General features: G+C 64.9%; 25 protein-coding genes. 14 read left to right on the top strand and 11 right to left on the bottom strand.

Going from position 1 to position 25,829, the window contains the following annotated elements; translation table 11 throughout:
• Window positions 1–2: 2 nt before the first annotated feature.
• Together JOF28_RS09200 and JOF28_RS09195 are read right to left on the bottom strand one after the other, a co-directional pair.
• Window positions 3–818, bottom strand: a complete 816-nt coding sequence (locus JOF28_RS09200) for a hypothetical protein (RefSeq protein ID WP_209705488.1) — start codon at window positions 816–818, stop codon at window positions 3–5.
• Window positions 797–1,552: an ABC transporter ATP-binding protein gene (locus tag JOF28_RS09195; RefSeq protein ID WP_209705487.1), complete on the bottom strand. Its 756-nt coding sequence runs from the start codon at window positions 1,550–1,552 to the stop codon at window positions 797–799. The genes JOF28_RS09200 and JOF28_RS09195 overlap by 22 nt, the downstream gene beginning before the upstream one ends.
• 179 nt (window positions 1,553–1,731) lie before the next feature.
• On the opposite strand from JOF28_RS09195, the gene JOF28_RS09190 reads away from it, so the two are divergent.
• From JOF28_RS09190 to JOF28_RS09180, 3 genes are all read left to right on the top strand, one after another.
• Window positions 1,732–2,118 carry an ankyrin repeat domain-containing protein gene (locus tag JOF28_RS09190; protein ID WP_209705486.1) on the top strand — a complete coding sequence of 129 codons (387 nt, stop codon included), beginning with the start codon at window positions 1,732–1,734 and terminating at the stop codon, window positions 2,116–2,118.
• Window positions 2,119–2,183: 65 nt separating this feature from the next.
• Entirely contained in the window at window positions 2,184–2,888 is a 705-nt protein-coding gene (locus JOF28_RS09185; protein ID WP_209705485.1) for a hypothetical protein, read from the top strand.
• Between the two features lie 8 nt (window positions 2,889–2,896).
• Window positions 2,897–4,099 carry an alpha/beta fold hydrolase gene (locus JOF28_RS09180; protein ID WP_209705484.1) on the top strand — a complete coding sequence of 401 codons (1,203 nt, stop codon included), beginning with the start codon at window positions 2,897–2,899 and terminating at the stop codon, window positions 4,097–4,099.
• Window positions 4,100–4,177: 78 nt separating this feature from the next.
• On the opposite strand, the gene JOF28_RS09175 is transcribed toward JOF28_RS09180, so the two are convergent.
• A complete protein-coding gene (locus JOF28_RS09175) occupies window positions 4,178–5,407 on the bottom strand; it encodes an ATP-grasp domain-containing protein (protein WP_209705483.1) in 1,230 nt (409 codons plus the stop codon).
• Between the two features lie 352 nt (window positions 5,408–5,759).
• Here JOF28_RS09175 and JOF28_RS09170 point away from each other — a divergent pair, with 352 nt between their 5' ends.
• Window positions 5,760–7,274 (top strand): MFS transporter, encoded by a 1,515-nt coding sequence (locus JOF28_RS09170; protein ID WP_209705482.1) that lies wholly within the window; start codon window positions 5,760–5,762, stop codon window positions 7,272–7,274.
• A 28-nt stretch (window positions 7,275–7,302) separates the two neighbouring features.
• Here the strand turns inward: JOF28_RS09170 and JOF28_RS09165 are convergent, their stop codons facing one another.
• The 3 genes from JOF28_RS09165 to JOF28_RS09155 are packed head-to-tail and all read right to left on the bottom strand — an operon-like array spanning window position 7,303 to window position 9,781.
• Window positions 7,303–7,860, bottom strand: a complete 558-nt coding sequence (locus JOF28_RS09165; RefSeq protein ID WP_245189916.1) for a HEAT repeat domain-containing protein — start codon at window positions 7,858–7,860, stop codon at window positions 7,303–7,305.
• A 35-nt stretch (window positions 7,861–7,895) separates the two neighbouring features.
• Window positions 7,896–9,155, bottom strand: a complete 1,260-nt coding sequence (locus JOF28_RS09160) for an MFS transporter (RefSeq protein ID WP_342452135.1) — start codon at window positions 9,153–9,155, stop codon at window positions 7,896–7,898.
• Between the two features lie 26 nt (window positions 9,156–9,181).
• Window positions 9,182–9,781 (bottom strand): TetR/AcrR family transcriptional regulator, encoded by a 600-nt coding sequence (locus JOF28_RS09155; protein ID WP_209705480.1) that lies wholly within the window; start codon window positions 9,779–9,781, stop codon window positions 9,182–9,184.
• A gap of 291 nt (window positions 9,782–10,072) precedes the next feature.
• Between JOF28_RS09155 and JOF28_RS09150 the strand changes: the two genes are divergently transcribed.
• Window positions 10,073–10,816, top strand: coding sequence for an SDR family NAD(P)-dependent oxidoreductase (locus JOF28_RS09150; protein ID WP_209705479.1), 744 nt, complete (start codon window positions 10,073–10,075; stop codon window positions 10,814–10,816).
• 92 nt (window positions 10,817–10,908) lie between these two features.
• Here JOF28_RS09150 and JOF28_RS09145 read toward each other — a convergent pair whose 3' ends face one another.
• Window positions 10,909–11,577 (bottom strand): response regulator transcription factor, encoded by a 669-nt coding sequence (locus JOF28_RS09145; RefSeq protein ID WP_209705478.1) that lies wholly within the window; start codon window positions 11,575–11,577, stop codon window positions 10,909–10,911.
• Window positions 11,578–11,585: 8 nt separating this feature from the next.
• Window positions 11,586–12,611 (bottom strand): sensor histidine kinase, encoded by a 1,026-nt coding sequence (locus JOF28_RS09140; protein ID WP_209705477.1) that lies wholly within the window; start codon window positions 12,609–12,611, stop codon window positions 11,586–11,588.
• Window positions 12,612–12,785: 174 nt separating this feature from the next.
• Between JOF28_RS09140 and JOF28_RS09135 the strand changes: the two genes are divergently transcribed.
• Window positions 12,786–13,553 (top strand): hypothetical protein, encoded by a 768-nt coding sequence (locus tag JOF28_RS09135; protein WP_209705476.1) that lies wholly within the window; start codon window positions 12,786–12,788, stop codon window positions 13,551–13,553.
• Between the two features lie 103 nt (window positions 13,554–13,656).
• On the opposite strand, the gene JOF28_RS09130 is transcribed toward JOF28_RS09135, so the two are convergent.
• Window positions 13,657–15,099, bottom strand: coding sequence for an FAD-binding oxidoreductase (locus tag JOF28_RS09130; protein WP_209705475.1), 1,443 nt, complete (start codon window positions 15,097–15,099; stop codon window positions 13,657–13,659).
• Between the two features lie 98 nt (window positions 15,100–15,197).
• On the opposite strand from JOF28_RS09130, the gene JOF28_RS09125 reads away from it, so the two are divergent.
• From JOF28_RS09125 to JOF28_RS09100, 6 genes are all read left to right on the top strand, one after another.
• Window positions 15,198–15,689 carry a MarR family winged helix-turn-helix transcriptional regulator gene (locus tag JOF28_RS09125; protein WP_209705474.1) on the top strand — a complete coding sequence of 164 codons (492 nt, stop codon included), beginning with the start codon at window positions 15,198–15,200 and terminating at the stop codon, window positions 15,687–15,689.
• A gap of 304 nt (window positions 15,690–15,993) precedes the next feature.
• Window positions 15,994–16,746 carry an SDR family oxidoreductase gene (locus tag JOF28_RS09120; RefSeq protein WP_209705473.1) on the top strand — a complete coding sequence of 251 codons (753 nt, stop codon included), beginning with the start codon at window positions 15,994–15,996 and terminating at the stop codon, window positions 16,744–16,746.
• A 199-nt stretch (window positions 16,747–16,945) separates the two neighbouring features.
• Window positions 16,946–17,677 (top strand): GntR family transcriptional regulator, encoded by a 732-nt coding sequence (locus JOF28_RS09115; protein WP_209705472.1) that lies wholly within the window; start codon window positions 16,946–16,948, stop codon window positions 17,675–17,677.
• A gap of 162 nt (window positions 17,678–17,839) precedes the next feature.
• Window positions 17,840–20,701: an alkaline phosphatase family protein gene (locus tag JOF28_RS09110; protein ID WP_209705471.1), complete on the top strand. Its 2,862-nt coding sequence runs from the start codon at window positions 17,840–17,842 to the stop codon at window positions 20,699–20,701.
• A 178-nt stretch (window positions 20,702–20,879) separates the two neighbouring features.
• Window positions 20,880–21,740, top strand: a complete 861-nt coding sequence (locus tag JOF28_RS09105) for a GNAT family N-acetyltransferase (RefSeq protein ID WP_209705470.1) — start codon at window positions 20,880–20,882, stop codon at window positions 21,738–21,740.
• Between the two features lie 52 nt (window positions 21,741–21,792).
• The gene (locus JOF28_RS09100; RefSeq protein ID WP_342452134.1) at window positions 21,793–22,719 is read left to right on the top strand and encodes a methyltransferase family protein; all 927 of its coding nucleotides are present in this window, start codon (window positions 21,793–21,795) and stop codon (window positions 22,717–22,719) included.
• A gap of 23 nt (window positions 22,720–22,742) precedes the next feature.
• On the opposite strand, the gene JOF28_RS09095 is transcribed toward JOF28_RS09100, so the two are convergent.
• Both JOF28_RS09095 and JOF28_RS09090 read right to left on the bottom strand, forming a co-directional pair.
• The gene (locus JOF28_RS09095; protein WP_209705469.1) at window positions 22,743–23,339 is read right to left on the bottom strand and encodes a hypothetical protein; all 597 of its coding nucleotides are present in this window, start codon (window positions 23,337–23,339) and stop codon (window positions 22,743–22,745) included.
• A gap of 321 nt (window positions 23,340–23,660) precedes the next feature.
• Window positions 23,661–24,236 carry an NADPH-dependent FMN reductase gene (locus JOF28_RS09090; RefSeq protein WP_209705468.1) on the bottom strand — a complete coding sequence of 192 codons (576 nt, stop codon included), beginning with the start codon at window positions 24,234–24,236 and terminating at the stop codon, window positions 23,661–23,663.
• A gap of 168 nt (window positions 24,237–24,404) precedes the next feature.
• Between JOF28_RS09090 and JOF28_RS09085 the strand changes: the two genes are divergently transcribed.
• Complete coding sequence (locus JOF28_RS09085) at window positions 24,405–24,881, top strand: MarR family winged helix-turn-helix transcriptional regulator (protein WP_209705467.1); 477 nt, start codon at window positions 24,405–24,407, stop codon at window positions 24,879–24,881.
• A gap of 92 nt (window positions 24,882–24,973) precedes the next feature.
• A complete protein-coding gene (locus JOF28_RS09080; protein ID WP_209705466.1) occupies window positions 24,974–25,681 on the top strand; it encodes a DedA family protein in 708 nt (235 codons plus the stop codon).
• Window positions 25,682–25,829: the final 148 nt, after the last annotated feature.

Here is a 25,829-nt window from a genome sequence, read left to right as displayed (position 1 = left end):
GATTAGAGATCGCGGCGGCGCAGCACCGCACCCGCGATCACGAGCAGCACGAGGGTGCCCGCGGCGAGCATGCCCAGCGCGGTGAGCGGGTTCGGCCCGGGGGCCGCGGCGAAGTCGCCAGCGGCGGTCTGTGCGAGGGCGAGGGGCAGCCACTGCATCCAGCCCGCGGCCGACCCCGTCATCATGCCGATCCCCTGAATGATGGGCTCGATCGTCACCACCCCAATCACGACCAGAAACGCGGCGAGTGTGCTGCGCACCAGCAGGCCTACAGCGAGCGCGGCGAGTGAGAGCAGGGCGAGGGCGGCGATGCTGCGGGCCGCGGCCGACAGGATGTCGCCGCCCGAGATCACGAGCGCCTCCTGCGCGGTCTGCGTCGCGAGCCACAGCACGCCCACGCTCACGAGGGCGTAGACGACGCCGATGATCGCCACGATCAGGGCGGTGGCCGCGACCTTGCCCGCGAGAATGTTCACGCGGCGGGGCTGGGCGAGGGCAGCGGTGGCCATGCCGCCAAAGCGGTAGTCGGTGGTCGCCGCGAGCACCCCGATCGATACGATCGCGATGAGTGCGAGGCTGAGGGAGCCTGATCCGGATCCCCCGCTCACCAGGTTGAGTGCCGCGATTTGGAATGCGTGGCTACCCGTGTCGAACGCGGGCAGCCCGATGTCAGCTGGCACGTCAATGAGGCCCAAGGTGAGGGCTGGCACGAACCAGAACATCAGCCCCTGGGTGAGCGCGATGCCCACGATGCCAATGAAGGCGGCGATCTGGGTGGAGCGAATGGTTGAGAGCTTCAGCAGTTCTGCGCGAAACATGAGCGCACCTCCGTGGTGGTTGCGGTGAGGTCGAGGTAGAAGGATTCGAGATCGCCGCCGTGGTGGGCGGTGAGGGCCGTCAGCTCGCCCGCAGCGGCCACTCGGCCGTGTGCGATGACGACGACATCATCGGCGACGTGCTCGATTTCAGCGAGCAGGTGCGAAGACACCAGCACCGCTCCGCCCGCGGCGGCGAACGCGCGCAGGTTCTCGCGCAGCCACCGAATTCCCGCCGGATCGAGGCCATTCGCCGGTTCGTCGAGAATCAGCACCCGGGGGTCGCCGAGCAGGGCGGTGGCGAGTGCGAGCCGCTGCCGCATGCCGAGCGAGTACCCCTTAATGGGGCGGTCTGCGGCGGCCATCATGCCGGTCTCGTTCAGCACGTCGGTCACCCGGGCCGCATCGATGTGGGCCATGGCGGCGGCAATGCGCAGGTGCTGCCTCGCGGTGCGCGAGGGGTGCAGCCCGCCCGCGTCGAGCACCACCCCGATCTGTTGGGCAGGGCGGCTCAGTGCCGCGTAGGGGCGGCCCGCGATGTGTGAGACCCCCTGGGTGGGGGTGGCGAGGCCGACGAGCATGCGCATCGTGGTGGTCTTGCCCGCACCGTTGGGGCCGAGCAGCCCCACCACGCGGCCGTAGGGCACAAGAAAGCTGACGTCTTCGACCGCGGCGTAGTCGCCAAAGGATTTGTGGAGGCCGGCGGCGTGAATGGCCGGGATCGTGTTGTCGTTCATGCTTCTAGTTTTGGCGAATCGTGCGCGCCGCACCCCGGCTACGAGGCCAGCCTGTGCCCTAGCCAATTGGCCAGTGGCGAGGTCTGCTGCCGAGCCAGCAGCAGGCCCCGCAGCCGGCCCAACCGCTCCGCCCGGCACGCGCTCCCCCTCTACCGTGCATTCTTTGCAAGAATGGGCGCATGACTGAAACAGAAGCCGCACTGCCCGATGACGCCCTTGAGTTTGCGCACCGTCTCTTTGACGCGGCACGCAGCGGCGACGTCGCGTTTGTGGCGAGCGCGATCGATCAGGGGGTGCCCGTCAACCTCACCGACGAGAAGGGCAACACCCTGATCATGCTCGCGGCCTATCACGGCCACGCCGAGCTCGTTGCGGCGCTGGTTGAGCGAGATGCCGACATTGACCGCCAGAACGATCGCGGGCAGACCCCCATTGCGGGCGCCGTGTTTAAGCGTGCCACCGAGGTGATCTCGATTCTGATGAAGCACGGTGCCGACATCAACGCGGGCTCCCCCACGGCTCGGGCCACCGCGAACATGTTCGAGGTCGATCTGACGGCGTTCTAGGTGATGTGCGCCAAGCGCAGTCGAGCCGTGACTGCTTCCCGTGCACCCCGTGACCTGGGGGCACGATGAGCAGCGTGATTGCGTGGGGGCCAGGGCTGCTCACGCTGGTCGGATTCGGGCTTGCGATGGGCGTGAACCCCGCCCTCTACGGCGCCACCGCCGACATGTTGGCGCGCAACGTGCAGGCCACCGCCCGGCTGCGATGGATGGCCGCGGGCCTCGTCGTGGGCGCCACCCTGCTGCTGGCGTTGTTTCACAGCGTCAACCCGACGAGTATTGTGCAGGCCTCTCGCGGCAAGCTCGATGCCGTGCTCGTCAACCAGACCATTGACATCATCGCTGCTGCCCTGTTTCTGATCGCGGCGGGGGTTGTGCTGTGGTGGAAGCGGCGCACCCCGCAGCTTCCGAGGAAAGCGGCTAAGTCACCCAAACCCAGTGCGCGCCCCTACAGCTACTTCTTCTTGGGGCTGGGCGCCTGCGTCGGGTTCACCACGCTGCCCATCATGTATCTGACCGGCCGCCTCATCGCGGGGCTCACCCCCGATCTGCTGCTGCGCGTGATCGCCTACGTCGTGTTCTTGGCGGCGCTGGTGGCCCCGTTCTTCGCACTGGCCTGGGTGTGGGCGCGCATTCCGGGGCTCTCTGACCGCATCACCCGGTTCTATGCGGCCGCCCAAACTTGGGATTACCGCTTCTACCTCGCTGCGCTGCTGTGCGCCGCCGGCCTGTTGTTTGTGTGGCTCGCGTTCTTCGACCCCGCTATTCGTTAGGACCACTCATGAACGCATCATCGAAGCTGCTGCTCATCGCCACCGCCCGCACGACCGGGCTGCGCAAGGTGCACCGCCCGGCCACCGACAACTCCCCCGCTTTCGATCTTGCCTACGTGCGCACCGGCCCGCGCACGAGCACCCCCACGGTCATCATTCCTGGCGGGCCTGGGCTCGGTTCGGTGCTGCCCTATCGCCGGTTGCGGCGGCTTGCCGCTCGCGGCGGTCTCGATCTCATCATGGTGGAGCACCGCGGCGTGGGGCGCTCGCGCACCGATCTTGCCGGCCACGACCTTCCCGTCTCGGCGATGTGGGTGACTGAGGCGGTCGACGATATTGCTGCGGTGCTCGACCGCGAAGGCGTGCGCACGGCATTTATCGCCGGATCTTCGTACGGCAGCTACCTCGCGAGTTCGTTCGGCGCTCGGCACGGTGACCGGGTGGCCGGCATGCTGCTCGATTCGGCGCTACAGTCGGCGAGCGACCACGATCTTGAGCGCGAGGTGCTGCGCGACCTGCTCTGGGAGGGCAATGAGCCGCTGCCCACGCTGGTACACGAGCTCGCGGCGACCGGCATCGATGAGCGCGAACTGCTCGACGTAGTGCGGGCAGCATATGAGCTCTGCGGCGCCACGTTCCTCACCCGGCTGTTGCGCCGCCGGATCCGGCACCGCGGCAGTCTCACCTGGAAGCTCCTCGCGTCGTATGCCACCCGCGATGCCTCGATTGCCCAGCTGCCCGGCATCTACGAGTTTGATCTCGTGGGGGCGATCGGGTTTCGCGAGCTGGGCTACGGTGCACCGCGCGATGGTCGACCACTCGACCCTGCACTGACCTACGGCCTCATCGCCGATCAGTTTCCGCCCTTCGCCCACGAACCATTCGATCTGCAGGCGCAGGCGGCGAACTTCTCGTGGCCGCTCGTGCTGCTGACGGGTGCCCGCGATTTGCGCACCCCCACCGCGATCGCCCGACGCGTGGCGGCCGCAGCGCCCGACGCGGTGCTGGTGGAGATCGACAACGGGCACAGCGCACTCGATACGCACCCGGTGGCGCTGCTGAATGCGATTCGGCGGCTGGTCAACGGGCAGCAGGAGCAGCTCCCCGCCGACACGGTCGCCCTCAATCAGCTGCCCAAGCGGGGCATTTCTGCCCGGTTTCCCGCGCTGCTGCAGGCCGCACTCGCGGTCGAACGGTTCATGCAGGTATAAACATGCGGGGCCCTGGGGGCGGTGCACAGCACCGCCCCCAGGGCCTCGTGTTGGGCGTATCTACCCGCCCGGCAGCAGTTAGACCCGCTGGCCGTGCACGGCTTCGAGCGCTGCGGCGTCGCTCTCAGACATGCCGTCGATTTCTTCGCCGTTCCAGACGATGTCTTCGCCCAGTGCGCCGAGAATCTCTTGACGCTTACCGTGTGCCATCTTGGCGCCGTGAATCAGCGTGGCGGGGCTCCACATCATGGCGATGCTGTCGTGCCATCCGGCACCGATGTCGCGTACCTTGATCAGGTCGTGCAGCGAGGTGGGGAGGTGCTTGATCGGCTCGGTGAATGCGTCGGCGAGCACCGCGAGGCTGACCTGGCGCTCGACGCCGGGCTCTACGACCACGGTGGTCTCGTTCGTGCCCTCGAGCGCCGCAGCCAGTGCGTCGGCCTCGATCAGAATGACACCGTTGGTTGAGCGCGGGTTGCACTCGATGGCCTTGAGCCCGCCCTCGTGGTCAACGAAGTCGAAGGAAAGCTGACCGGTGAAGTTCGGGTCGAGTTCGCCCACCAGCTTCTCGGTGTACGCGAGGGTGTCGGTGCTGTCGATGGCCAAGAAGTCGATGCCCGTGCTGTGTGCCCACTGCTCGGGGGCGCGGTAGGTGCAGTGTGCAGTGACGCGACCCTTGACGATGGTGCTGTACGTGCACACCATCGGGCCATCAACGAAGGGCTGCACGAGCCACGGCTGATCAACCGTAGGGTGGCAGTCTTCGGGCTGCATCTTGCCGGCCAAGGGGCCGGTGTTGGTGAGCAGGCCGACGCCGCCGCGCGAGAACGCAGCGCGGGCGAAGTAGCGCGGGTACCGTGCGATGGCGGCGTTGAGCTCATCAGTGTTCGTGACCACCAGGGTTTCGGGAATCGGTACACCGGCTTGCTCGGCGAGACGCTGGAAGCTTGCCTTGTCGTGCAGGCGTGCCAGGCTCTCGAAGTCACCGGCAAACAGGGTAACCCCCGCGGGCAGGTCATGCACCCGAGCCGAGAGGTAAAACGCCTCTTCAAAGCTCGGAATAATGAGGTCGATGTTGTGCTTCGTCACAAGCTCGCTGATATCAGCGATGAACTGGTCAGTCTTGAAACGGGGAGAAGCGGTGACCGCGTGCGCCTCGAGGTACTTGGAGTGGCTGCCGATCGCGCCCGCGTAGGTGTCGCTCGCCACAACGGTGTGCCCGGTGCTGCCGAGCTTGCGAATGATGTCAAGCGCAAATGTGTTTCGAGAACTGGTAACTAGTACGCGCAAAATAATCCCTCTCCCCATGCACACCCTGCGTGTGCTGTCCCCACCATATCGAAGCGGGTGAGCCAACGTACAGCGCAAATCGCGCATCAATCATAGTGGCCGTAAAAACGCTGCTCATCTGCGCTTTATACTCCTAGATTGAGGGAATTATTTCACCCCACGAGTCACCCGTCGCATCACCCGATGCACCCCCACGCAGTCGACTCCATTCGCCAGCTCACACACCTCACATGTCTCAATTTTCGTCACCCACAGCATCGTGGCGATCACGCTTTGCGCCACAGACGGTTCCCAGAAACAGGCATATACTACTTGTGCATGATGCATACATGATCACGGTATGTGTCGCTCTTTGGAAGGACTCGCACCCATGGCCAAGGCCGCACCCCGCCCAGGATTAGTCATTGCCGCGCTCGCATCAGCCGGCATTTCCTCGGCATTCACGCAGACGATGGTCACCCCGCTCGTCGCGCTTTTGCCCGGCATCTTTGACACCACCGCCGAAAACACGGCCTGGATCTTCACGGCGACACTGCTCGCCGCTGCCATCGCGGTGCCCATCTCGGGGCGTCTCGGTGACCTGTTTGGCAAGCGCCGCATGATCTTTATTCTTGCGATCCCGCTGATTATCGGCGCCATCATGTGTGCACTGGCCCCGAACGTGCAGGTCATGATCGCCGGCCGCGCCATGCAGGGCCTTGGCTCAGGCATGGTGCCGCTCGGCATCGCGATTCTGCGCGACGTCGTACCGAAGGAGCGCCTCGCCTCGGGTATCGCCACCGTCAGTGCGACGCTGGGGGCCGGCGCCGCCATCGGGCTTCCTATCGCCGCCGCGGTCATCGAGTTCTCGTCGTGGCGCATCCTGTTCTGGGCGGCCGCCGTGGTCACCGGCCTCATCGTGCTCACCATCTGGCTGATCGTGCCGGCGGTGCCCGCGGGAGCCAAGGGTCAGCGCTTCGATGGCGTGGGAGCGGCCGGCCTCGCGGTGGGCCTCGTCGCGCTCATCCTCGGTGTCTCGAAGGGCTCCGTCTGGGGCTGGGGCTCACCCCTCACGCTGTCGCTGCTGATCGCGGCCGCCGTCGTGTTTGTGCTGTGGGGAGTGTGGGAGACGCGCACCACTGATCCACTGATTGATCTGCGCACGACGGTGAAGCCGCGCGTGCTGCTCACCAACGTCGCCTCAGTATTCGTCGGCTTTGGCATGTATGCCAGCTCGCTCGTGTTTCCCCAGGTGCTGCAGCTGTCGTCGGGCACCGGCTACGGCCTGGGCCAGTCCATCCTCGCGGCGGGCCTGTGGATGGCCCCGGCTGGCCTCATGATGCTCGTGCTCTCGCCCGTTGGCGGCCGCATGAGTAACACACGCGGCCCGAAGTTCACCTTCTTCGTCGGCGTCGTGATTCTCGCCGCGGGCTACGGCGTCGCACTGCTCGCCATGAGCCACGCGTGGGGCATTCTGCTCGCTGGCCTCGTCGTCAACAGTGGTGTCGCCTTCGCCTATGGCGCCATGCCCGCCATCATCATGAGTGCGGTGCCGCGCAGCGAAACCGGTGCCGCCAACGGCTTCAATACGCTGATGCGCTCGCTCGGCACAACGATTGGTTCGTCGATCGTGGGCATTGTGCTCGCGCAGATGACCATCCAGTATCGGGGTGCCACGGTACCCAGCGAAGCCGGGTTCCACACGGTGCTGATCATCGGCGCGGGCGTCGCCCTCATCGCGGCCGTGATTGTGGCATTCATTCCGGCAGCGAAAGCTGACGTCGAGCGGGTCGCAGCACCCGTGATCCCCGGCAGCAACGACAGCAACGACAGCAATGGCAGCAACGACAAAGGCTCCCCCGAGGATGCCTCAGGGGAGCCCGTACTCGCGCAGGCCAGTCGCTAGGCGACCGGGCCACAGTGCCGCAAGTAAGTTACTTCTTGGGGAACCGGGCGCGCAGCGCGTCGATCGACTGCTGCGCGCCGCGGCGCACCTCAATCTCGGTGTCTTTGGTGAGCGGACGAATGTCTTCGATATTGTCGAGCGTGCCGACCGCAGCGAGGGCTCGGGCCACCGCGATGCGCACGCGCGGGGTGTCATCACCGAGCAGCTCAATGAGCTCCATCGTGGCGGGCAGGCTGCGTTCAGCGATGACGCGGGCGGCCATCTCGCGTACGCGCCAGGCCGTGTTGTGCAGGGCGTTGACGACGGCGGGGGTCGCCGTGTCGTTCCAGACGTACAGCAGGGAGCGCATGCCCCACAGCTCGGGCCAGTAGAGCACGGGGGCGCCGTCGAGGATGCCCTGGGCGTGCTCGCCGCCCACAAACAGCAAGAAGTCTTCGCCCTCGTTGTTGCCGTCGATGAGTGAGAGGGCGCGCGTGACGACCTCAGCCTCGCCGTACAGCTTCACCGCAACCTCCATACGCATTTTCAGCGAGATGGTAACGGGAATCGGGGGGCGTGATGAGTCGGCAGCAGAGTTTTGAGGCATCTACCTAGCCTAGGCGCTTTATGGCACGGCCGCGTTCAGGAACGGGTAGGCGCGGCGGGGCGCTGCCGCATTGTGAGGATGCAGGCCGTTGCCGCGAGCACAATCACCACGGCGCCGTAGCCGTAGCTCACGGGGGTGAGCCCGAAGGTGGGCACGAGTGCGCCCGCGATCACAGTGGGGATGCCGAACGCGAGGTACGACACCAAGAAGATCACGGCGAAGACATCTGCGCGCTGGCTCGCCGGAATGTGCGGGGCGAGCGAACTGACGACGCCGAAGAATGCGGTGCCAAATCCCGAGCCGGTGACCGCGACGGCCACAAGATATGCGGGCAGCGAGCCCGCGGCGAGCGCCACGATCGACAGGGCGGTGCCGAGCGCGAGCGCGGCCGTGCCGTAGATCGAGATGGTGCGCGCCGAGCGGCGACGCAGTGCGAACGCGGCAATCGCGCCAGCGCCGGCGAGCACGCCGACGGCGAGGCCCTGCCAGATGTGGGCGACGCCGCCCAGCTCGGCGTGCACGATATTGGCGCCGAGTGAGAGGAAGAGCCCGCCGGTGGCCCAGCCGGCGAAGATCGCGGGGGCGCCGCGCAGGAAGTCTGCGCGCATCGCGGCGGGCACCGTCAGCCGAAACTGCAGCGAGGCCCAGGCACCGGGTTTGCGCGCCGAGGTTTCGGATACGAGCCAGCACAGCACCGCGAGTACGAGGTACAGCACCACGAGCGGGGCGAAGACGAGCGCCATCGCATTGTCTGCGTGATCGAGCACGATGCCCGCGACGAGGGATCCGATGCCGAGCCCGAGCATCGGGGCGACCGCGGTCCAGGCGGCGGCTGATCCGGGGCGTGATGGGGGTTCGCAATCAACAATCACAGCAGACACCGCAGAGAGCAGCAACCCGCTCGCGATGCCCTGCACCACCCGCGCGATGACGAGCAGGGCGACGGTGTCGGCCTGCCAGAACACGAGCACGCTCGCGGCGAGTAGCACCAGCCCGGTGCTCGCCACTGGGCGGCGCCCGATGTGGTCGGAGAGCGAGCCCGCGGTCAGCAAGGTGAGCAGCAGCGTGAGGGCGTACACCGCGAAGATCACGGTGATAGCCGAGGCGTTGAAGCCGATGGTCTCGGCGAGCACGGGGTAGAAGGGCGAGGGGGCACTCGCGCCCGCCATCATGGCCGTCAGACTGAAAATTGAGAGGGCAAACCCCGCGTTGGTGCCGCGAGACTGAGGCGACTGGCGCGCAGGTGAGGTGGTCGCTGGGTTCCTTCGTGCGGGTGAACGCGTGGTCGACGGCACGAGGGACGGGCCGGCGGAGATCTGGGTTAGTTTGGTGCCTGGGTGAGTGGGCGCACACTGCCCATGACGCGATCGAGCTCGCCCGCCATGTCGGTTACAGCCGGGGCATCGTCGCGGCGCGACACCACCGAACTCATGCAGGCAAAAGCCGAGCCCACGAGCGCCCGCGTGCCGCGCCAGTCGTCACCCTGGTGCTTGCGCAGCAGAATGCCGGTGAGTTCGCGCTGCACGCTTTCCATGCGCTCGAGGTGGGTGGCGAGCAGCGTGGGGCTCGATTCGACGATGTCTTGCGCCAACCAGCCATATTTGTGTAGTTCGGGGTCGTTGTTCACGACGACAATCTGGTCGAACATGCGGCGCAGCGAGGCCCAGGCGTCTTCGCCCTCGGGTCGCGCTGCGAGCCGCTCAACGAAGCTCTCGCTCAGCCTCGTGAAGTGGGCGAGCACCAGTTCTTCCTTCGAACCGATGTACCGAAAAAACGTGCGCGGGGAGATGCCCACCCGCTCAGCGATCTGATCGATCGTGGTGGCGTCGTAGCCCTGCTCGGCGAAAAGGACGTCTGCGGCCTGCACGATCTGAGCTCGCACAGCCCGGCGCGTGATGTCTCTAATCGTTGACTCTGCCATGTCCACAGCATAACCCTGCCTCGAATGTCACCTAATGTCAGATGGGGCACAGGCTACCTCCGTCGACCTGAGAAGGGTTCAACCCCAACCCAAAGGAGTGTCTGCGCCAGCTACACCGGCCGGTGTGACGCGGCATTTACAGCGGGCGCGCATGGGCGCCAGTACCACTCAGCACCACTCGACACCACCCAGGTTTCACTCAGCAGCATTTCGTGGCACCTTCTGACTCTTCCGTCATAGACTGCCCGCGTGACGCGATGATGCCTCACGACGCATAACAAAGGAGTTGTCATGTCAGCAGGTCGTCTTGCCGGAAAGATTGCAATCATCACCGGAGGTGGCTCGGGCCTCGGCCGCGCTTCAGCCCAACTCTTCCTCAATGAGGGGGCCACGGTTATTGTTGCTGACCTCGATTCACCCGAGGTGGCTGCCGACCTGAAGGCCCTCGGTGTGCAGTTTGTGCCCACCGACGTCAGCAAGTCGGCCGAGGTCGACGCCCTCGTCGCGGGTGTCGTCAAGGAGCACGGTCGCCTCGACGTCATGTTCAACAACGCCGGTATCTTCTTGGGCGGCCCCGTCTTGGAGACCACCGATGAGGGCTTCGCGCGCAACACCGCGGTCAATTTCGGCGGCGCCTTCTACGGTCTGCGCGCCGCAGGCAACGTGATGAAGGAGCAGGGCTTCGGCTCGATCATCAACACCGCCTCGAACGGTGCAGTGTCGCCCACCGCCGGCATGGCCGTGTACTGCGGCACGAAGGGCGCCATCGTCTCGATGAGCAAGGCGGCCGCGATCGAGCTGGCCCCCACGGGCGTGCGCGTGAACACGCTCTCCCCCGGCACGATGCTCACCGCGATGGCCGCATCGAACCCGAGCATGGCTGATCTGCTCGACGGCCTGCAGCCCGTCGGCTACGCCGCTCAGCCGCACCTGATGGGATACGGCGCAGTCTTCCTCGCCTCCGATGAGGCCCAGTACGTCACCGGCCACGACCTCGTCGTCGACGGCGGCGCCACCACGGGGCGCGGCTGGTAATTCTCGACCCGGATCGCACCATCTCATCCAGCGCCCCGTATGCGCGGTGAGATGGTGCTTTCTGCTTTCGCGAGGCCATGTCACCCGAAGCGCTACGCCGGGGTGCCCAACCGGTAGCCCACCCCGCGCACCGTTTCGATGAGGCTGCGCTCGGTTTTGCGGCGAATGTAGTGCACGTAGGTGTCGACCGTGCCCTCTTGCTCACCACGGTCAAACACCGCGGTGAGCAACTGCTGGCGGGTGAACGCGGTGTCGGGCTGTTTCACGAGCTCGCCCAGCAGCGCCGCCTCTTTCTCGGTGAGCACCACCCGCCCGGTATAGGGGGATTCGATCGTGCCGTTGTGCGCAAAGTAGGTCCAGCCGCCAATCTCAACGCCCTCGCCGCGGCGTGAATAGTCGCGGGTGAGGGCCCGCAGCCGCGCCCCAAGCTCTTGAAAATCGAAGGGCTTTACGAGGTAATCGTTGGCGCCTGCGTCAAGACCAGAGACCTTGTCGCCGATCTCGCCGAGCGCGGTGAGCATCAATATCGGCATCCCGCTGCCCCGCCCGCGCAGCCAGGTGATGAATTCGGTGCCGTCGCCGTCGGGGAGGCGCCGGTCGACGACCGCGACGTCAAAAATGTCAGCCTCGGCGCACGCACGCGCCGCCGCGAGATCGGTGGCGAGCGTCACCTCCCAATCCAGCGCCAAAATATCGCGCATGATGGGGCCGAGCTTGGGGTCGTCTTCGAGCAACAAGAGTTTGAGTGCGTCGTCGGTCATGTGTGGCCTCACTTCTTCTTCACAATGGGCACCTGCAGGCGCATCACGGTGCCGGTGGCGCCGGTGCGCTCGACCCCCACGGTGCCGCCGTGGCGGGTCGCCACGTCGTGCACGAGTGCGAGACCGATGCCGTGGGAGGCCCGCGCCTCACTGCCCGCGGGCTGCGCGCCCCGGGCGAACCGCTCAAAAACCTGATCCGGATCAATCCCCGTGATCCCGCGGCCTTCATCAATCACGCGCACGATGGCCCAGCGGCCCGAGACCGTGGCCTCGATCGTGACCGGGCGGCCCTCTTGCGTGTGCCCCAGAGCGTTATCGACCAGCGCCAAAATGCTGCGGCGCAGGGCGATCTCGGGCACGCCGACACAGAGCCCCGGGTCGGCCGCGGCCCGCCCCGTCACCCGCAATTCGATGCCTTGATGAGCTGCGATGACGCTCATCTCGGCGTACACCTCGTGCAGAATCGTGGCGAGCTGCGCCGGATCAAAATCAACCTCGGCGTCAGACACCGCCGCGAGTAGATCGTTGACGATATCGGCCATCACCCGTGAGTCAGTGCGCAGTTCGGCGAGCACAGGCTGCAGTGATGCATCGTTGCCGGCCATGATCTGCGCCTGCTGAATGCGCGCATCAAGCACCGCCAGCGGCGTGCGCAGCTCGTGGCTGGCATCCCCGATGAAATTGCGCTGCCGCCGCATCGACTCCTCGAGCGGCTGCACGGCCTGCCGCGCAAAGAGCATCGCGCCGCCGCCCGCCAACACGATCACGGCGATACCGACGAGCGGGGCGATCTGCACGAGGTCGTCGACGTCAAGCTTCACGTCGAGGCCGCGGCCCCGGTGCTCGCTCTGCGAAGACCCGGGTGGGCCGTGCGGCCTGCGCTGCTGGTCGTCAACCCACAGGTAGCTGAAGAGCAGCAGCACGCCGGCGATAACCATGACGGCGCTTAACAGCGCCACCCTGAATCCGATCTTGCGCGCCACCTGGCGCACTGCGGTGTGATCGGGGTCTGATCCCCTCCGATGATGCTGCATCACGTGCTCCTTCTAATGGCAGATCACCGGCGGCGAATCTTGGCCTGACTCAATACCTTCTCAGCATGCCCAGTCTGGACTAAGAATTCACACAGGAGAAGCATTGTGCTGGGAGATCGCTGGGCGGCATCAACTCTTGGAGAGATCTTAGAGCCCGCCCAGAAAGCTAGAGATATGACGAAGGACAACGACACCAACAGCAACCCGAACAACCAGCCCACCACCCCCATCAACCCCGAGGTCACCTCGGCGGGAGTGCCCGCAAGCGTCGAGCCCCTCGTGCTGCCGGCGCCCGGCGAGGCACACGCCGCAACCTATTCAGCGGGCGACCACGGCGCTCCTGCAACTAACTCCCCCGCAACCGGCGACGCAGCCGATGGCGCCGATCACCACAGCAACAGCGACGGCACCGACGGCGCAACTGCTCAGCCCGCCGCTGAGGCAGCGGACGCCCAGCCCACGCCCTTAATGAAGCGCAAGTGGGTGCTCATTACCGCCCCGATCGTGGCGGGCGTACTACTCTTGGGCATCGGAGCCGGCATCGGCAACGCCATCGGTGACGATGGCCACGGCGGGCGCGGCGGCCACCACGCCCAGATGGAACAGGGCGAGGGTGACTTTGGCGGCCACGGTCACGGCCGCGACGGCGAGCGCGGCGGCAAGGGCGACGGCGGCTCCCGTGGCGACCGTGACGGCGGGTTCGAGGGTGGCCGCGAGGGCGGCTCTGAAGGTCAGGGCAGCCAGCGCGGGCAAGACACCGAGGGCCGCGGCGGCGCCGAGGGCACTGACTCCACGAAGGATTCAAAGGACTCGAAGGACTCCGCCGACACCAAGGACTCGAAGGGATCAACCGACACGAAGGATTCAACCGATACCGATCGCTCCGCCGACACCCAGGGCTCTGCGGGCACTGGCTCATCGGCCGCTACCGCCACAGCCTAGCGGCCACGGCCCGCTGCGGCCGTGCGCTTCACCCAGGGTCTCCCGCGTTGCTCCAGCTCGCGGGAGGCCCTGCGTTGTGTCGCCAGTTTCACCCGGGTCGCCCTCACTGAGTAGGCGTGGCTCTCAGGTGGAGTCCCTGATCAAATAGCAGATCCGGATCAGCCTGTTCGGTAACCGCACGCAGCTTGCGGCCGGTCTCGCCCGGCCACGTCAGCTGCGCGGCCGACGGGCGCGTGTCAGAGGAGTACGCCCCGTACATGCCCGTGCCCAGCGCCTGGATCGGTGCGAATGATGCATCGATCGCGGCGATGTCGCGAGGATGCACCCAGGTCGCGGCGAGCACTTCTTGGTGCCGGCCCGCCCACGCGGTCGCGAGCGCATCTACGTCTGAGACGGCGCCGCCCAACGCCCGCAGCTCGGTGAGCAGCGTGGCGCTATGGGTGAGCGATGCGGCGAGCGCGGCACCCAGCTCGGCGTCGGCGCGATCGACGAGCACGTCGCGCATCTGTATGCGCTGCTGGCCCGTGTGCTGCTGCCGCGGGGTCGGAATAATGGCGGGGTACGAGCAGATTTGAGCCTGGTTTCCCAGTACCCGCCCGAGGCTTTCGGCCGCCTGCAGCGTGGGAATCGCAGCATCGGTGTCATCGTTGGCCCACACATTGCGGGCCTCGACCACGGCCCGGCCGTTGCCAGCTGGCTGAATCATCAAGAAGCTTTCGGCCTCTCGTGGTGCCGCGCGAATCCAGTCTCCCCACGCTTCGGTGAAGGCCGGTAGGTCACTCACCTGGTATTGAATGTGCTGATGAATGATCGCGGCATCGCCTGAGCTGCTGTGCAATCGGGGTGCGGTGATTTCAAACTCGAGCGCGATGCCCACCTGGGTGGCGCCACCGCGCACGGCCCAAAACAGGTCGGGCTCATGGTGCGCATCGACCCAGCGCACACGGCCGTCGGCGGTGGCAAGTTTCACCCGCTGCACATGATCAATGGTGAGCCCCTGCGAGCGGGCGAGATAGCCCACCCCGCCAGCGGTCGCGAGGCCACCCACCCCCGTGTCGCCGAAGTTGCCCGTGCTCAACGCGAGATCGTGCGGGGTGAGCACCGCTGCCACGTCGCCCCAGGTGGCGCCAGCACCCACCCGAAATGTGCCCGCCTGCACATCGAGCAGCTCGATATCTCGCAGGTGCGAGAGGTCGAGCACGATCCCATCGGTGTTGGTTGAGCTGCCCGAGATGCCGTGCCCACCCGATCGCACACTGAAGGGCACCGCTGTGCCCAGCTCGCCCCGCACCGTGCCGGCGTACCCAATCGCCAAGGCGACCTCGTCTTCGTGCCGCGGCCGCAGCACGACGCCGGGTGTACCCACGCGCATATAGCTTGAGCGCAGCCGCCAGTAGTCAGCGTGCTCTGGCAGCACCGCTTGCTCACTCAGCGCGGCGGGCAGGTCGGGCCACACCCCACTCTGCATGGTGCGGGCTGGGGAATTTGACGGTCGCGAAACCTGCGTTGCGTTGGCCTCGGTATTGGCGTCAGTATTGGCAGCCATGTCAGGATCCCTTCGGTAGTTCATTCACCGTCGTACAATTAACTGTAATTACAGGCGCATGTCGTGCATGCTGCGCTGACATCTCCACGGAGGCCACCATGACGAACGACAGCCGCGCCACGATATGGGGCAATCTTTTGTTCGGCCAGCGGTCGATTCTGCTGCGCCTCACCGCCGAACTCAAGCGTGACTTCGGCCTCACCATCGCGCAGTTCGAGGCCCTTCGCGCACTCACAGTCACCCACGGCGAGCCGGTGAACGCCAGCGAACTGGGGCGTGCCCTGCTTTACAGTTCGGGCTCCACGACCAATCTCTTAAAGCAGCTCGAGCGCATGTCACTCATCTCGCGCACAGCATGCCCCAGCGACGCCCGCATCGTGCTCATCGACCTCACCCCCGCCGGAGTCGATCTCATCTCTCGAGCCTCGGCGGCCCACCTCGCACGCGTCGAGGAGGAGTTCTTTGCACTCATTCCAGACGAGGATCTCGCGACCATCGCCGGTTTCGCGCAGCGGCTCACACAGCAGGAGGGCCTCGACGCTCTGCGCAGGCCACCCCACGCGGCAACTGCGGCGACCCCCGAGGTCTAGCTAGTCACTCAAGTGTGCTGCGCGCAGTAGCGATACGACCGATGTTCGGCATGGTGTGCCTTTCGCTTAGAGGATTTCACTCACTAATTAACTGTAACTACAGATAACTATTCATTATTCCCGGCCGCGCGCCACAATTTACGGCCGCAAGAAATGATCCAGGTTAGTCCAAATACCCTGCCAGATCAGGTAAATCCCGCTGGTCGGGAACGTACACCACTCGCCCTAGCCTCGCGAAACGAACATCGATAGTCTCCACAGCAACAGGATTTACCTGGACACCCACAGACAGGAATACACGTACATGAGCAACAGACTCGCGGGCAAAGTCGCCCTCGTAACCGGAGCAGCCAGCGGCATGGGCGCATCGCACGCTCGGGCATTTGTGTCACACGGCGCGAAGGTCGTTCTCGCAGACATCAGCGACGAAGCTGGTCAGGCGTTAGCGGCCGAGCTGGGCGATAACGCCCGCTACATTCACCTCAACGTCACCGACGCTGACGAATGGGCGGCCGCGGTCGCGTTCACCGTGGCCGAGTTCGGCGCGCTGAACGTGCTCGTCAATAACGCCGGCATTTTGGATAGCGGTGCACTGGGTGCCTTCACCATTGAGCAGTGGAATCGCACGCTCGCGATCAACCTCACCGGCCCTTTCTTGGGCACCACCGCCGCGCTCGAGGCACTGAAGGCTTCGGCTCCCAGCTCGATCGTCAACATCTCTTCGGCCGCTGGCCTCGAGGGCATCGCGGCCATGCACGCCTACACCGCCTCGAAGTTTGGGGTGCGCGGCCTCACGAAGTCGACCTCGCTCGAGCTCGCATCATCGCGAGTACGCGTGAACTCGGTGCACCCGGGCGCCGTGCAGACGCCCATGACGGCGTTTGGCAAGGAGCAGCCCGCCATCGACTTCACTGAAAGCACGATGACCCGCGATGCGGCCCCGGCCGAGATCTCAGCCCTGGTGGTGTACCTCGCGAGCGACGAGTCATCATTCTCAACGGGCGCCGAGTTCGTGGTCGACGGCGGCATCACCGCGGGCAAGGATTACGGCTTCTAAACCACCACTTCGTGTGCGTACCCGCCCTGGCCGGTACGCACACTTGTTGGTTCAGGCGCGTACCCGCCGGATCCGGCGCCGCTGCCGATGCCGGTGACGGTGACGCCGGAACGCACCTCGTGTTTGACTTGCGGTCACCTATCTGCAGCGGTCAGGGCCACAGCAAAGGCCAGCCCCAGCATCTCGCTACTATGACGGTATGACCGCAAAGTACCGAGATATCGCGTCTCGCATCGGTACACGAATCCACCAGGGCGAATTTTCGATCGGCTCCTCGCTGCCGGCTGAAATGGCCCTGGCCTCAGAATTTGCGGTCTCGCGAAGCACCATTCGCAGCGCGCTCGCCCTCCTCGAACGAAAGGGCGTGGTCGCGCCGGTCAGGGGCACCGGCTGGGTCATTCGTTCAACGTCACAGACGCAGGGATTTGCGCACCTCATGGGGTTTGCGCAATGGGCGCAGAGCCGCGGCATGCAGGGCGGTGGCGAGATTCTTGAACGAGTACGGGCGCACCCCAGCGCTGCCGAGGCACGTGACCTCCGCATCAGCACCCGAGACCACGGGTACCGCGTGCTGAGAGTCAGAACACTAGACGCCCGCATCGTCATGCTTGAGCGCACCTATTTTCCAGAATGGCTGGCGGGCCACGTGTTCGATCTACCGGTCGCGACGCCGTCGATCGTGCAGTCATTTGGGGCGAGTGGGGTTTCAGTGGCACTCGGCCGGCATCTCATTGACTCGGTCGCAGCAAACTCAGTCGATGCGACAACACTCGGCGTGCGGCGGTCAAGCCCGCTGACCCGCGTGCGGCATGTCGCAGTAACCCAAGATGGACGCCCCCTCTGGTCAAATGACGACCGCTATGTGCCCGGCACGATCGTTTTTGAAGTGCTCGCGGCGTCGCAGCTTTCGCCCGGCGAAGCACAACAGTAACGCCCGCCTCGGGGTGGGAATACCCACTGTGCACACAGGTCTGAGGATTCTCGGGTAATCCGACATGCACGCCCACCAGTGGCAACCTTACGTTCACCCGATGGTGACCCAGACCCGGTTAGTTGGAGGTGCTCTTGAAGATTCCCTTCCCGAAAGGTCACCATGCGCCAACACAGACCGAGCAGCCGTAGCTCGTCTCGATTGCTTGCCGGGCTACTCATTCTCCCGATCGCAGCGGGTGCGTTCGTCGCACTCCCCACTACAGCGGCTTCTGCAGAAACTCCCCCGGCTCCCGCCGTGAGCTACAACTTTGATGGTGACCTTGCTGACGCAACGGGTCAAGGCCGCGGTGCTGAACCGCGCCTCGGGCATGATCCGGCATTCGGCGCGGGCGTCAACGGCCAGGCGCTCACTGTCACCCAGGGAAAGAACTACGTTTCGCTCCCCAGCGACATCCAGCCCGGCAGCGCGGGCATGACCGCGTCATTCTGGTACCAGCAGTCTGAACACTCCTCAGACGGCGCCGTTTTCAGTAACCAGAACTGGAGCACGGGGTCAAACCCCGGGCTCACCCTTGCAAACCGCAACACCGAGTCAGCCGCCGCGTACGTTGCGCTCAACGGCAACCGCACGGGCGATCTCTTCAACCTCGAATCTGGCACAATCGATTCGTTGCCCAAGTGGAACCACATCACCATCGTGGTGGACAGCGCCGGTCAGACACAGTCGACCTATCGCAACGGTGCCCTCGTCAACACCGCCAATATCGGCGAACGCACCCTCACTTCGGGGCTGCCTTTCCGCCTCGGCACCGACGGCACGGGCGCCATCATGGACGCGTATCCCACCACGTGGGTGAGCGGCTCATTTGATGATTTTGCGTTCTACGATGTGCCACTGAACGCGCAGCAGGTGTCTACCGCGTTCCGTGCGGTCGCGCCCGAAGGCTCGGTTCCCGAAGAGGGCAGCATCACCATCCTGCCGTCAGACAACGGGTCAGCGACCGCGAGCGTCGAAAGTGCGGCCGGCGGCGAGGTCGTCACGTTGACCGCGACGCCCGCCGAGGGCTACCACCTGGGCGAGTGGGTCGTGGTGAACCCCTCGAATCTCATCATTTCTGCGAACCAGTTCACGATGCCCGAGAGCGGGTACGTGCAGGTGCAGCCACGCTTTGATCCGGATCTCGCCGTTCCCGTCGTACCCGAGGGCACCAGCAAGAAAAAGGTGCTCATGGTGGGCGTCGACGGGCTCGCATGGGAGCACATCCCCAAGTTCAACATGCCAAACCTCAATAAGATCCAGGCAAGCGGTCTTGCGGGATCGTCGTACCTCTACGCGCCCACGTTTGCAGACACCTCAAGCGGGCCTGGCTACGCGACCCAGCTCACGGGAGTCTGGCCCGATAAGTCGGGTATCGTCAACAACTCCTTCTCGGGGAGCAACTTCACCGAGTACCCCGACATGCTCACGCGCATGGAGCAGCTGAACCCTGAGCTCTCGACTATCTCGACCGCCAGCTGGCTCGCGCTCTACGACGCTGGCGTATTTGGAGCTGGCATCGATGTCTCGATGCCGGTCAGCCCGAGCGCCTACCCCGGGTACCCCGCGGCCGATGAAGCGGCCACGGTCGCGATGCAAGAGATCCTTGCGACTCAGAACCCCGATGTCGCGTACGTGTACTACGGTTCTCCTGATGATCAGGGCCACGCACACGGTCGCGACACCGATAAGTACCGGATCGCGGCAGAAAACACCGACGACCGGATCGGCCGCCTGCTTGAGGCCGTTCAGTCTCGCGCGAGCTACGCAGACGAGGAATGGGTCGTCATGGTGGCGCCCGATCACGGTTTCATTGGCACAGGGCACGGCGGGCCGTCGCTCGACGAGCGTCGCGTGTTTGTCTACGCCGCGGGTGCCGGGATCCCGAACCAGGTGAACGCTGAGCGTGACCCCGAGATCGTCGATGTCGCGGCGACCGCGCTGACGCACATGGGCTTCGAGCTTGATCCGTCACTCGATGGCATCCCGCTCGGCACGGCGTCTGAGGATCCCTTCGACACCATGAAGCCGAAGCTGCAGGCCGCAGTGGACGCCACGGGCCCCGGCGCCGCCTATTCAGGGTGGACGCACGAGATGCCCGAGGGCTGGTCGGTCAACAATGACGCCATGGGCACCGGCGGCATCACCGAGTGGGGTGGCTGGAGCCTCACCACCGATGTGTTCTGGAGTGGCACGAACCAGTTCGAAGAACGTGAGCACTTCGTGCGCGGGCGCGATACCTGGGCTGTGGCAGACCCCGATGCGTGGGGTGCAGCTGAGCACACCGGCGGCTTCGATTCCACGATCACTTCTGAGCCGTACAACGTGACCGGGTTGGACTTTACGACGGTGTCATTCATGACGCAGTACCGCCCCGCAGACGGCCAAACCGCCACGGTGTCGGTCACGTTCGATGACGGCGAGCCCACCGAGATTGCGCAGCTCACCGATGCCATCACCGCTGATCTGGTCACCACTGAGGTGCCGGTTCCCAATGGGGCGAAGCAGATGACCGTGTCTTGGCAACTGGTGGCGCCAGCTGGTGGTTGGTTCTGGGCGATCGATAACCCCCAGGTGGAGACGGCTGAGGCCGTGACTCCGGTACCGCCCGTCGATCCCCCGGTTGATCCCCCGGTTGATCCCCCGGTTGTACCGCCGACGGATGACCCCACGGTTCCTCCGACGGAAGAACCCACGGTTCCGCCCACGGAAGAGCCCACAGTTCCGCCCACGGAAGAGCCCACGGCTCCCCCCGCCGAGGTTCCCGGTGAATCACCGGCAGAATCACCCGCTGATTCACCGGCAGATTCACCGGCCCAGACGCCGACTGACACGCCGACCGACCCATCCACTGAGTCACCCAAGGCAGGCGGCTTGGCAGCCACCGGTAGCGACCTGGGCATGTTGATCGCGGCAGGGGTGAGCGTGCTGGGCATCGGCACCGTCTTCACGGTTGCAGGATTGCGCCGCCGCAGAAACGTATAACCGCATCACCGCATAACGAAGAAACGTTGGTGGCCGTAGCTCCCTGGCACTCTGGTGCCTCAGAGCTGCGGCCATCACTTCTTTCTCATGCCCCTCGGGCTCACCGCGACGCTGCTTGCATGGCCGGCTTGGCGCCCCGCCCTGCCGTCTGCGCCGGCACGCCGGTACAATCGCTGACATGCGCGACGTTGAATCATCCATCCCCAATTCTGCTTCAGAGGCCATCGAGGTCGAACTCGGTGGCACCGAGCTACTGCCCTCAGTGCGCCCCCTTTGGGAGTCGCTGTTTGAGCACCACGTTGCCGGCGGCGCCGCGGGCCTGGCCGTGCAGCCTCAGGGCGATAACTGGCCGCTGCGCATCGCCCGCTACCACCGCATTTTCGAGCAGCAGCCGGCGTTTGTACTCGTGGCCCGCCAGGGCAAACTGGTCGTCGGCTACGCCCTCGCCTACGCCGATGAGCCAATTGAAGAGATCAGCGAAGGCCCGGTCGTCACTATTGAGAGCCTCGTCGTGCTACCTGAGATGCGCGGCCAGGGCCTCGGCGGCTGGCTACTGGAAGAAGCAGAAGCTGAAGCCATTGAGCAGTGGGGTGCAGAGGTCACCGCGCTCGAGGTGATGACCGGCAACGAATCAGCCCTGAAGTTCTATGAGCGCGCGGGCTTTGTTGAGCAGGGTGAGACTTGGCTGCGCCCCGATCCGACCACGGGTGGGGCACCGCAGGGCGCACGCGACATCGATGATGATCGCCTCGAGGTGCTCCTCGAGGAGGGCTCCGAGATCCTCGCGATCGGGCTTGAAGAGGGGCCCGATGACACCTGGGTCACCTCAGACGTGTTGGTCGGTTGCCAGCCCGAGCCCGGGTACGCGGCCGACGGCGCTGCTCTCGAAGCCGCGCTCGCTCCCTTTGCAGCAGCAGGGGCATCTTCGGTGTTCGTGGCGCTCGACCGCGCAGCTGACCCGGCGTGGGGTGAAACACTCTCGAGCCACGGGTTCAAGAAGGCCCTGCGCTTGTTCACGCGTTTGATCGCGATTGACTAGGCTCCCACTGCCTTCAAGCCGCACAGCACAGCCAGGTGAAAACACCCATGCGGTGACACCTGGCACATTCGCGGTACGCCTCGGCCGCCTGTATTTCACGCTGCAGGCCGCCGCGGGCGCGCTGTGGTGGGTCGGCGTTTTCACGCTGCCGTGGGTACGCCACACCACCCTGGGTGAGCTGAACCCCGTGGTGGTCGGCGCCCTCGACATCCCATTATTTGTGCTGGCGTCGGCGGCAGTTGCGCTGGGACTGCGATCCTTCGTCTGGGTGGTGGTGCCATGGACGGTGATCGTCACGATGGGCCTGGCGGTGTATGCCACCGTTACCGGGCTCGCCGGCTGGGGCGTACTGATCATGGTGGCGGCGAGCGGTGGCGGTTTGGCCGCGGGCCTGCTGGTATGGCTTAAGCGCATTCCCACCGAATGGATCGTGTTTGGTCCGTTTCGCTTTCGCGCCGCCCCCGCGGGCCGCGCTGGGTATCTCGGCCAAACATTCGGCCAGATCGTGGTGTTTTGGGGCGCGTGCCTCGTGCTTATTCCGGGCATCATCGCGGTCGTCGAGTCACGTTGGGGGCTCAGTATTCAGCTGCCCCTCTGGGCGCGCATTGCGGGCGGGGTGCTGCTGCTCGTCGCGAGCGCGCTTGGTATTTGGTCGGCGGTGACGATGTCGACCCTGGGGTCGGGCACCCCGCTTCCTTCAGCAATGCCACGCCTGCTCGTAATTGCGGGCCCGTACCGTTTCGTGCGCAATCCGATGGCTGTCGCGGGTATCACCCAGGGCATTGCGGTCGGGCTCATCGCCTCGTCGTGGCTTGTCGTGGTCTATGCCCTGTGCGGTTCGCTGATCTGGAATTGGGTCGTGCGGCCGCACGAGGAAGCCGACCTCGAGGCAAAATTCGGGCCAGACTTCGCGGCGTACCGTGAGCGGGTGTCGTGCTGGGTGCCGCGCAGGCCCCGCGCCGGGGCACCCCGCCGGTAACCGGCGCCGCGAGTTTCTGGGCGTTATGCCACGGTGTCGAGCGCGGGTGTGCCCTCACCCGGCAGCGGCACGCCGACCGCGGTGTCGCCCGGGAGCGCATCAGCAAATGTTGCCTCGCGGGTCACCCCGGTGAGCGGCCAAACCAGCCGGTTTTCCCCTGTCTGCACGACGAATCCTTGCGGCTGAGGCAAATACAATGCGGCCCCATCAGGGCGGCCCGCGCCCCAATTATTGGTGTCGATCTCTCCGGTTTCGCCGGCAACACCCTCAGATGATTGCTCGGCATAGACGACAACGTCGACGCCTGCCGGCAGCCCGCGGTTCCAGTCAGCAATTGAGTTACCGGCCGGGGAGAGCATCGACACATAGAGGGTGTCGCCCGCAAGTGTGCCCTGCACGATGTTCTCTGATTGCACTTCGATCACGACGGAGGAAAGATCAGTCAGGTCATCACCCAAACGCCCGTACTGGGGGCCCTCGCGCACCGTCACGATTTTGCCCTGCACGATGACATCAGAAATCTCGGCGACCTCTCGGTTTGACTGCAGCGGTTCATAGTCAGTTTCGAGAAAGGCGATCGCCGAATCGATCGTGTGCGCGTCTGCGTAGACCGGCGTCACGAAGGCGGCGTTGCTCTCGCCCTGTGGGGCAGACGTTGCACACCCCGCTAGAACCAAGACCGTTCCTACGGCCAGCGCTGACGCAGTGAGTGTTTTCAACTTTTCGGTCCTCCGCACTAGACCAGGCAGCGTTGGCGTAAGCCGCATGATGCCTTGAACAGGTGTTGTTCGCGTGGAGCTCCGACATTACATTCCCTCCCTAAAATGCACCATGTGTAAGTCCGTAAAATAACAAATTCCCCTTCCTCTGACGCGTACGTCTGAGGAAGGGGAATGGTTACCGGGTGCTCATGCAGAGCACCCGGTCAGCAGCTGAGCTGCTTAGGCGGCAGCCTGTGCGCCGCTGCGCACCTGCTGCATTGCCTGCGTCCACGCGGTGAGCTGATCGAACATCGGCTCGACCGAGGCTGCCTGCAGTTCGGTGGGCTTGAACGTCGAGAAGTTCTCGAAGTCGGTGAAGAGCGAGAACATGCCTTGCTTCTGCACGTGAGCGATCTGCAGCTCTGAGAGGATGCCCCGCAGGTGCTCGGCAGCACGCACGCCCATTGCTGAGCCGTAGCTCACGATGCCTGCAGCCTTGTTGGCCCATTCACCGTTCAAGTAGCTGATCGCGTTTGCGAGGGCCGGCGGCACCGAGTGGTTGTACTCACCGGTGATGAAGATGAAGCCGTCGAACTCGGCGATCTTGGCGGCCCAGGTCTTGGTGTGCTCCTGTGCATACTGTGCGTACGCAGCGGGCATGCCCTCGTCGAGCATCGGCAGGTTGTAATCCGCGATATCAACGAGCTCGTACTCGGCATCGCCACGCTCGACTGCGCGGTCAAATACCCACTCAGCCAGACCGTAGTTGATGCGGCCGGGGCGGGTGGAACCGGTGATGATGGCGATCTTAGTCACGATACTCCTGTGGGTGCTCGGCCGTCAGGCCGCGATAATGAACCGCGCTTCTTTCATGCAAGCGCATGCATAAAGGATTACACAGAAGTAGCTTTCGCGCAAGCTATTTGCGAGAGTACTATTAACGAACACACCCACAGCCCCCAGTGGCCCCTCGAGGAGCACCCCATGAACAGCCAGCAATCACCTCCCATCGATGACGCGACGGCGGTTGAGCTGTGGGGGCGGGTGATCCACGGGTTTCAGGTCACCAATCGTGGCCTGCACGCCAAACTGAAGGCGCAATTCAACCTCAATGAAGCTGAGGTCGAGACCCTGCTAAGCCTCTTCCGTTGCCCAGAGAATCGATCGCGACACAACTTTCTCGCCAAGTCGGCAGGCTTCTCAACGGGCGGCTTCACTAAAATCGCCGACAAGCTCACCACTCGCGGCCTCACCCAGCGCATCGTCTGCACCGATGACCGCCGCGCAGTGTTTCTCGAGCTCACCCCCGAGGGGCTGACGCTCTCAACCGAGCTTGCGAGCACCGTGGCGGCCCACAATCGAGCAGGCTTCATCGATGTGCTCGGCGCCGAGCGCGCACACCTCGTGGCAGAGGCCATGACCGATCTCTACCGGGCGAACAGCGACGCGACCCCTGCATAACTGCTGCACCCTCAATAAGTGGTACCCCGGTAAGGGTAGGTCGGTACCACCGCATGATGCGCGACCGAAGAACTTGTTCTTAGGTTCTATATATGGACGTCATCAACGAATTCATTCTCCAAGCGGCAGCCTCACCGTGGTTATTGCTCGTTATGTTCGCGGTGGCCATGATTGACGGGTTCTTCCCACCCGTGCCGTCTGAAACGGTGCTCGTTGCCACGGTCGCCGTGGCGGCAGCGACGGGCACGTTCTCGACGATCGCGCTGCTGTGCCTGGTCGCCGCGGTGGGCGCGCTGCTGGGAGACAACATCGCCTACGGCATCGGCCGCAAGGTCGGCGCCACACGGTTTCGTTGGATGCGTCACCCACGAGTAGCGGCGGCGTTCACCCGCGCAGGCAACACCCTGAGCACCCGCGGCACCCCATTGATCCTCGGTGCCCGCTACATTCCGATCGGCCGCGTGGCCGTCAACATGTCGGCGGGGGCACTGCGCTACCCGTGGCGGCGATTTCTGCCTCTCAGTGGTGTCGCCGCGGTGACCTGGGCGGCCTACAGCGCGCTGATTGGGTTTGTCGCCGGCCACTGGCTCACTGATCAACCATTGCTCAGCGCTGTCTTTGGCGTGCTGTTCGCGCTTATCACTGGCGTGCTCATCGATCGCATCTCGGCAGCTCGACGGCAACGACGGAAGGCGCAGAATCCCCCGCCCGCCGCAAACGACGCTGCCCCCGCACTCCGAGACGACCCCGACAATTCTTGTGATTCGCCCCACACGAACCCGTCATTTCGGGCGTGTTGAGCCACTCAAGGGGCGCATTTTGCCCCCGATCCGGGCCACGGCGCCCCCGGTCCCCGCAGCTTCGGGCGCCGAAAAGCGCGCAAAATGACCCCAAATTGGTCCATGTGCACCTCGAAAGCGCGCAGGCCGGGCGTGGCGCGAAACCGCC

The organism is Leucobacter exalbidus, from assembly GCF_017834145.1.
GTDB classification, from domain to species: domain Bacteria; phylum Actinomycetota; class Actinomycetes; order Actinomycetales; family Microbacteriaceae; genus Leucobacter; species Leucobacter exalbidus.
Note: the sequence above shows the minus strand (reverse complement) of the source record. Positions and strands in the feature narration are given on the sequence as shown.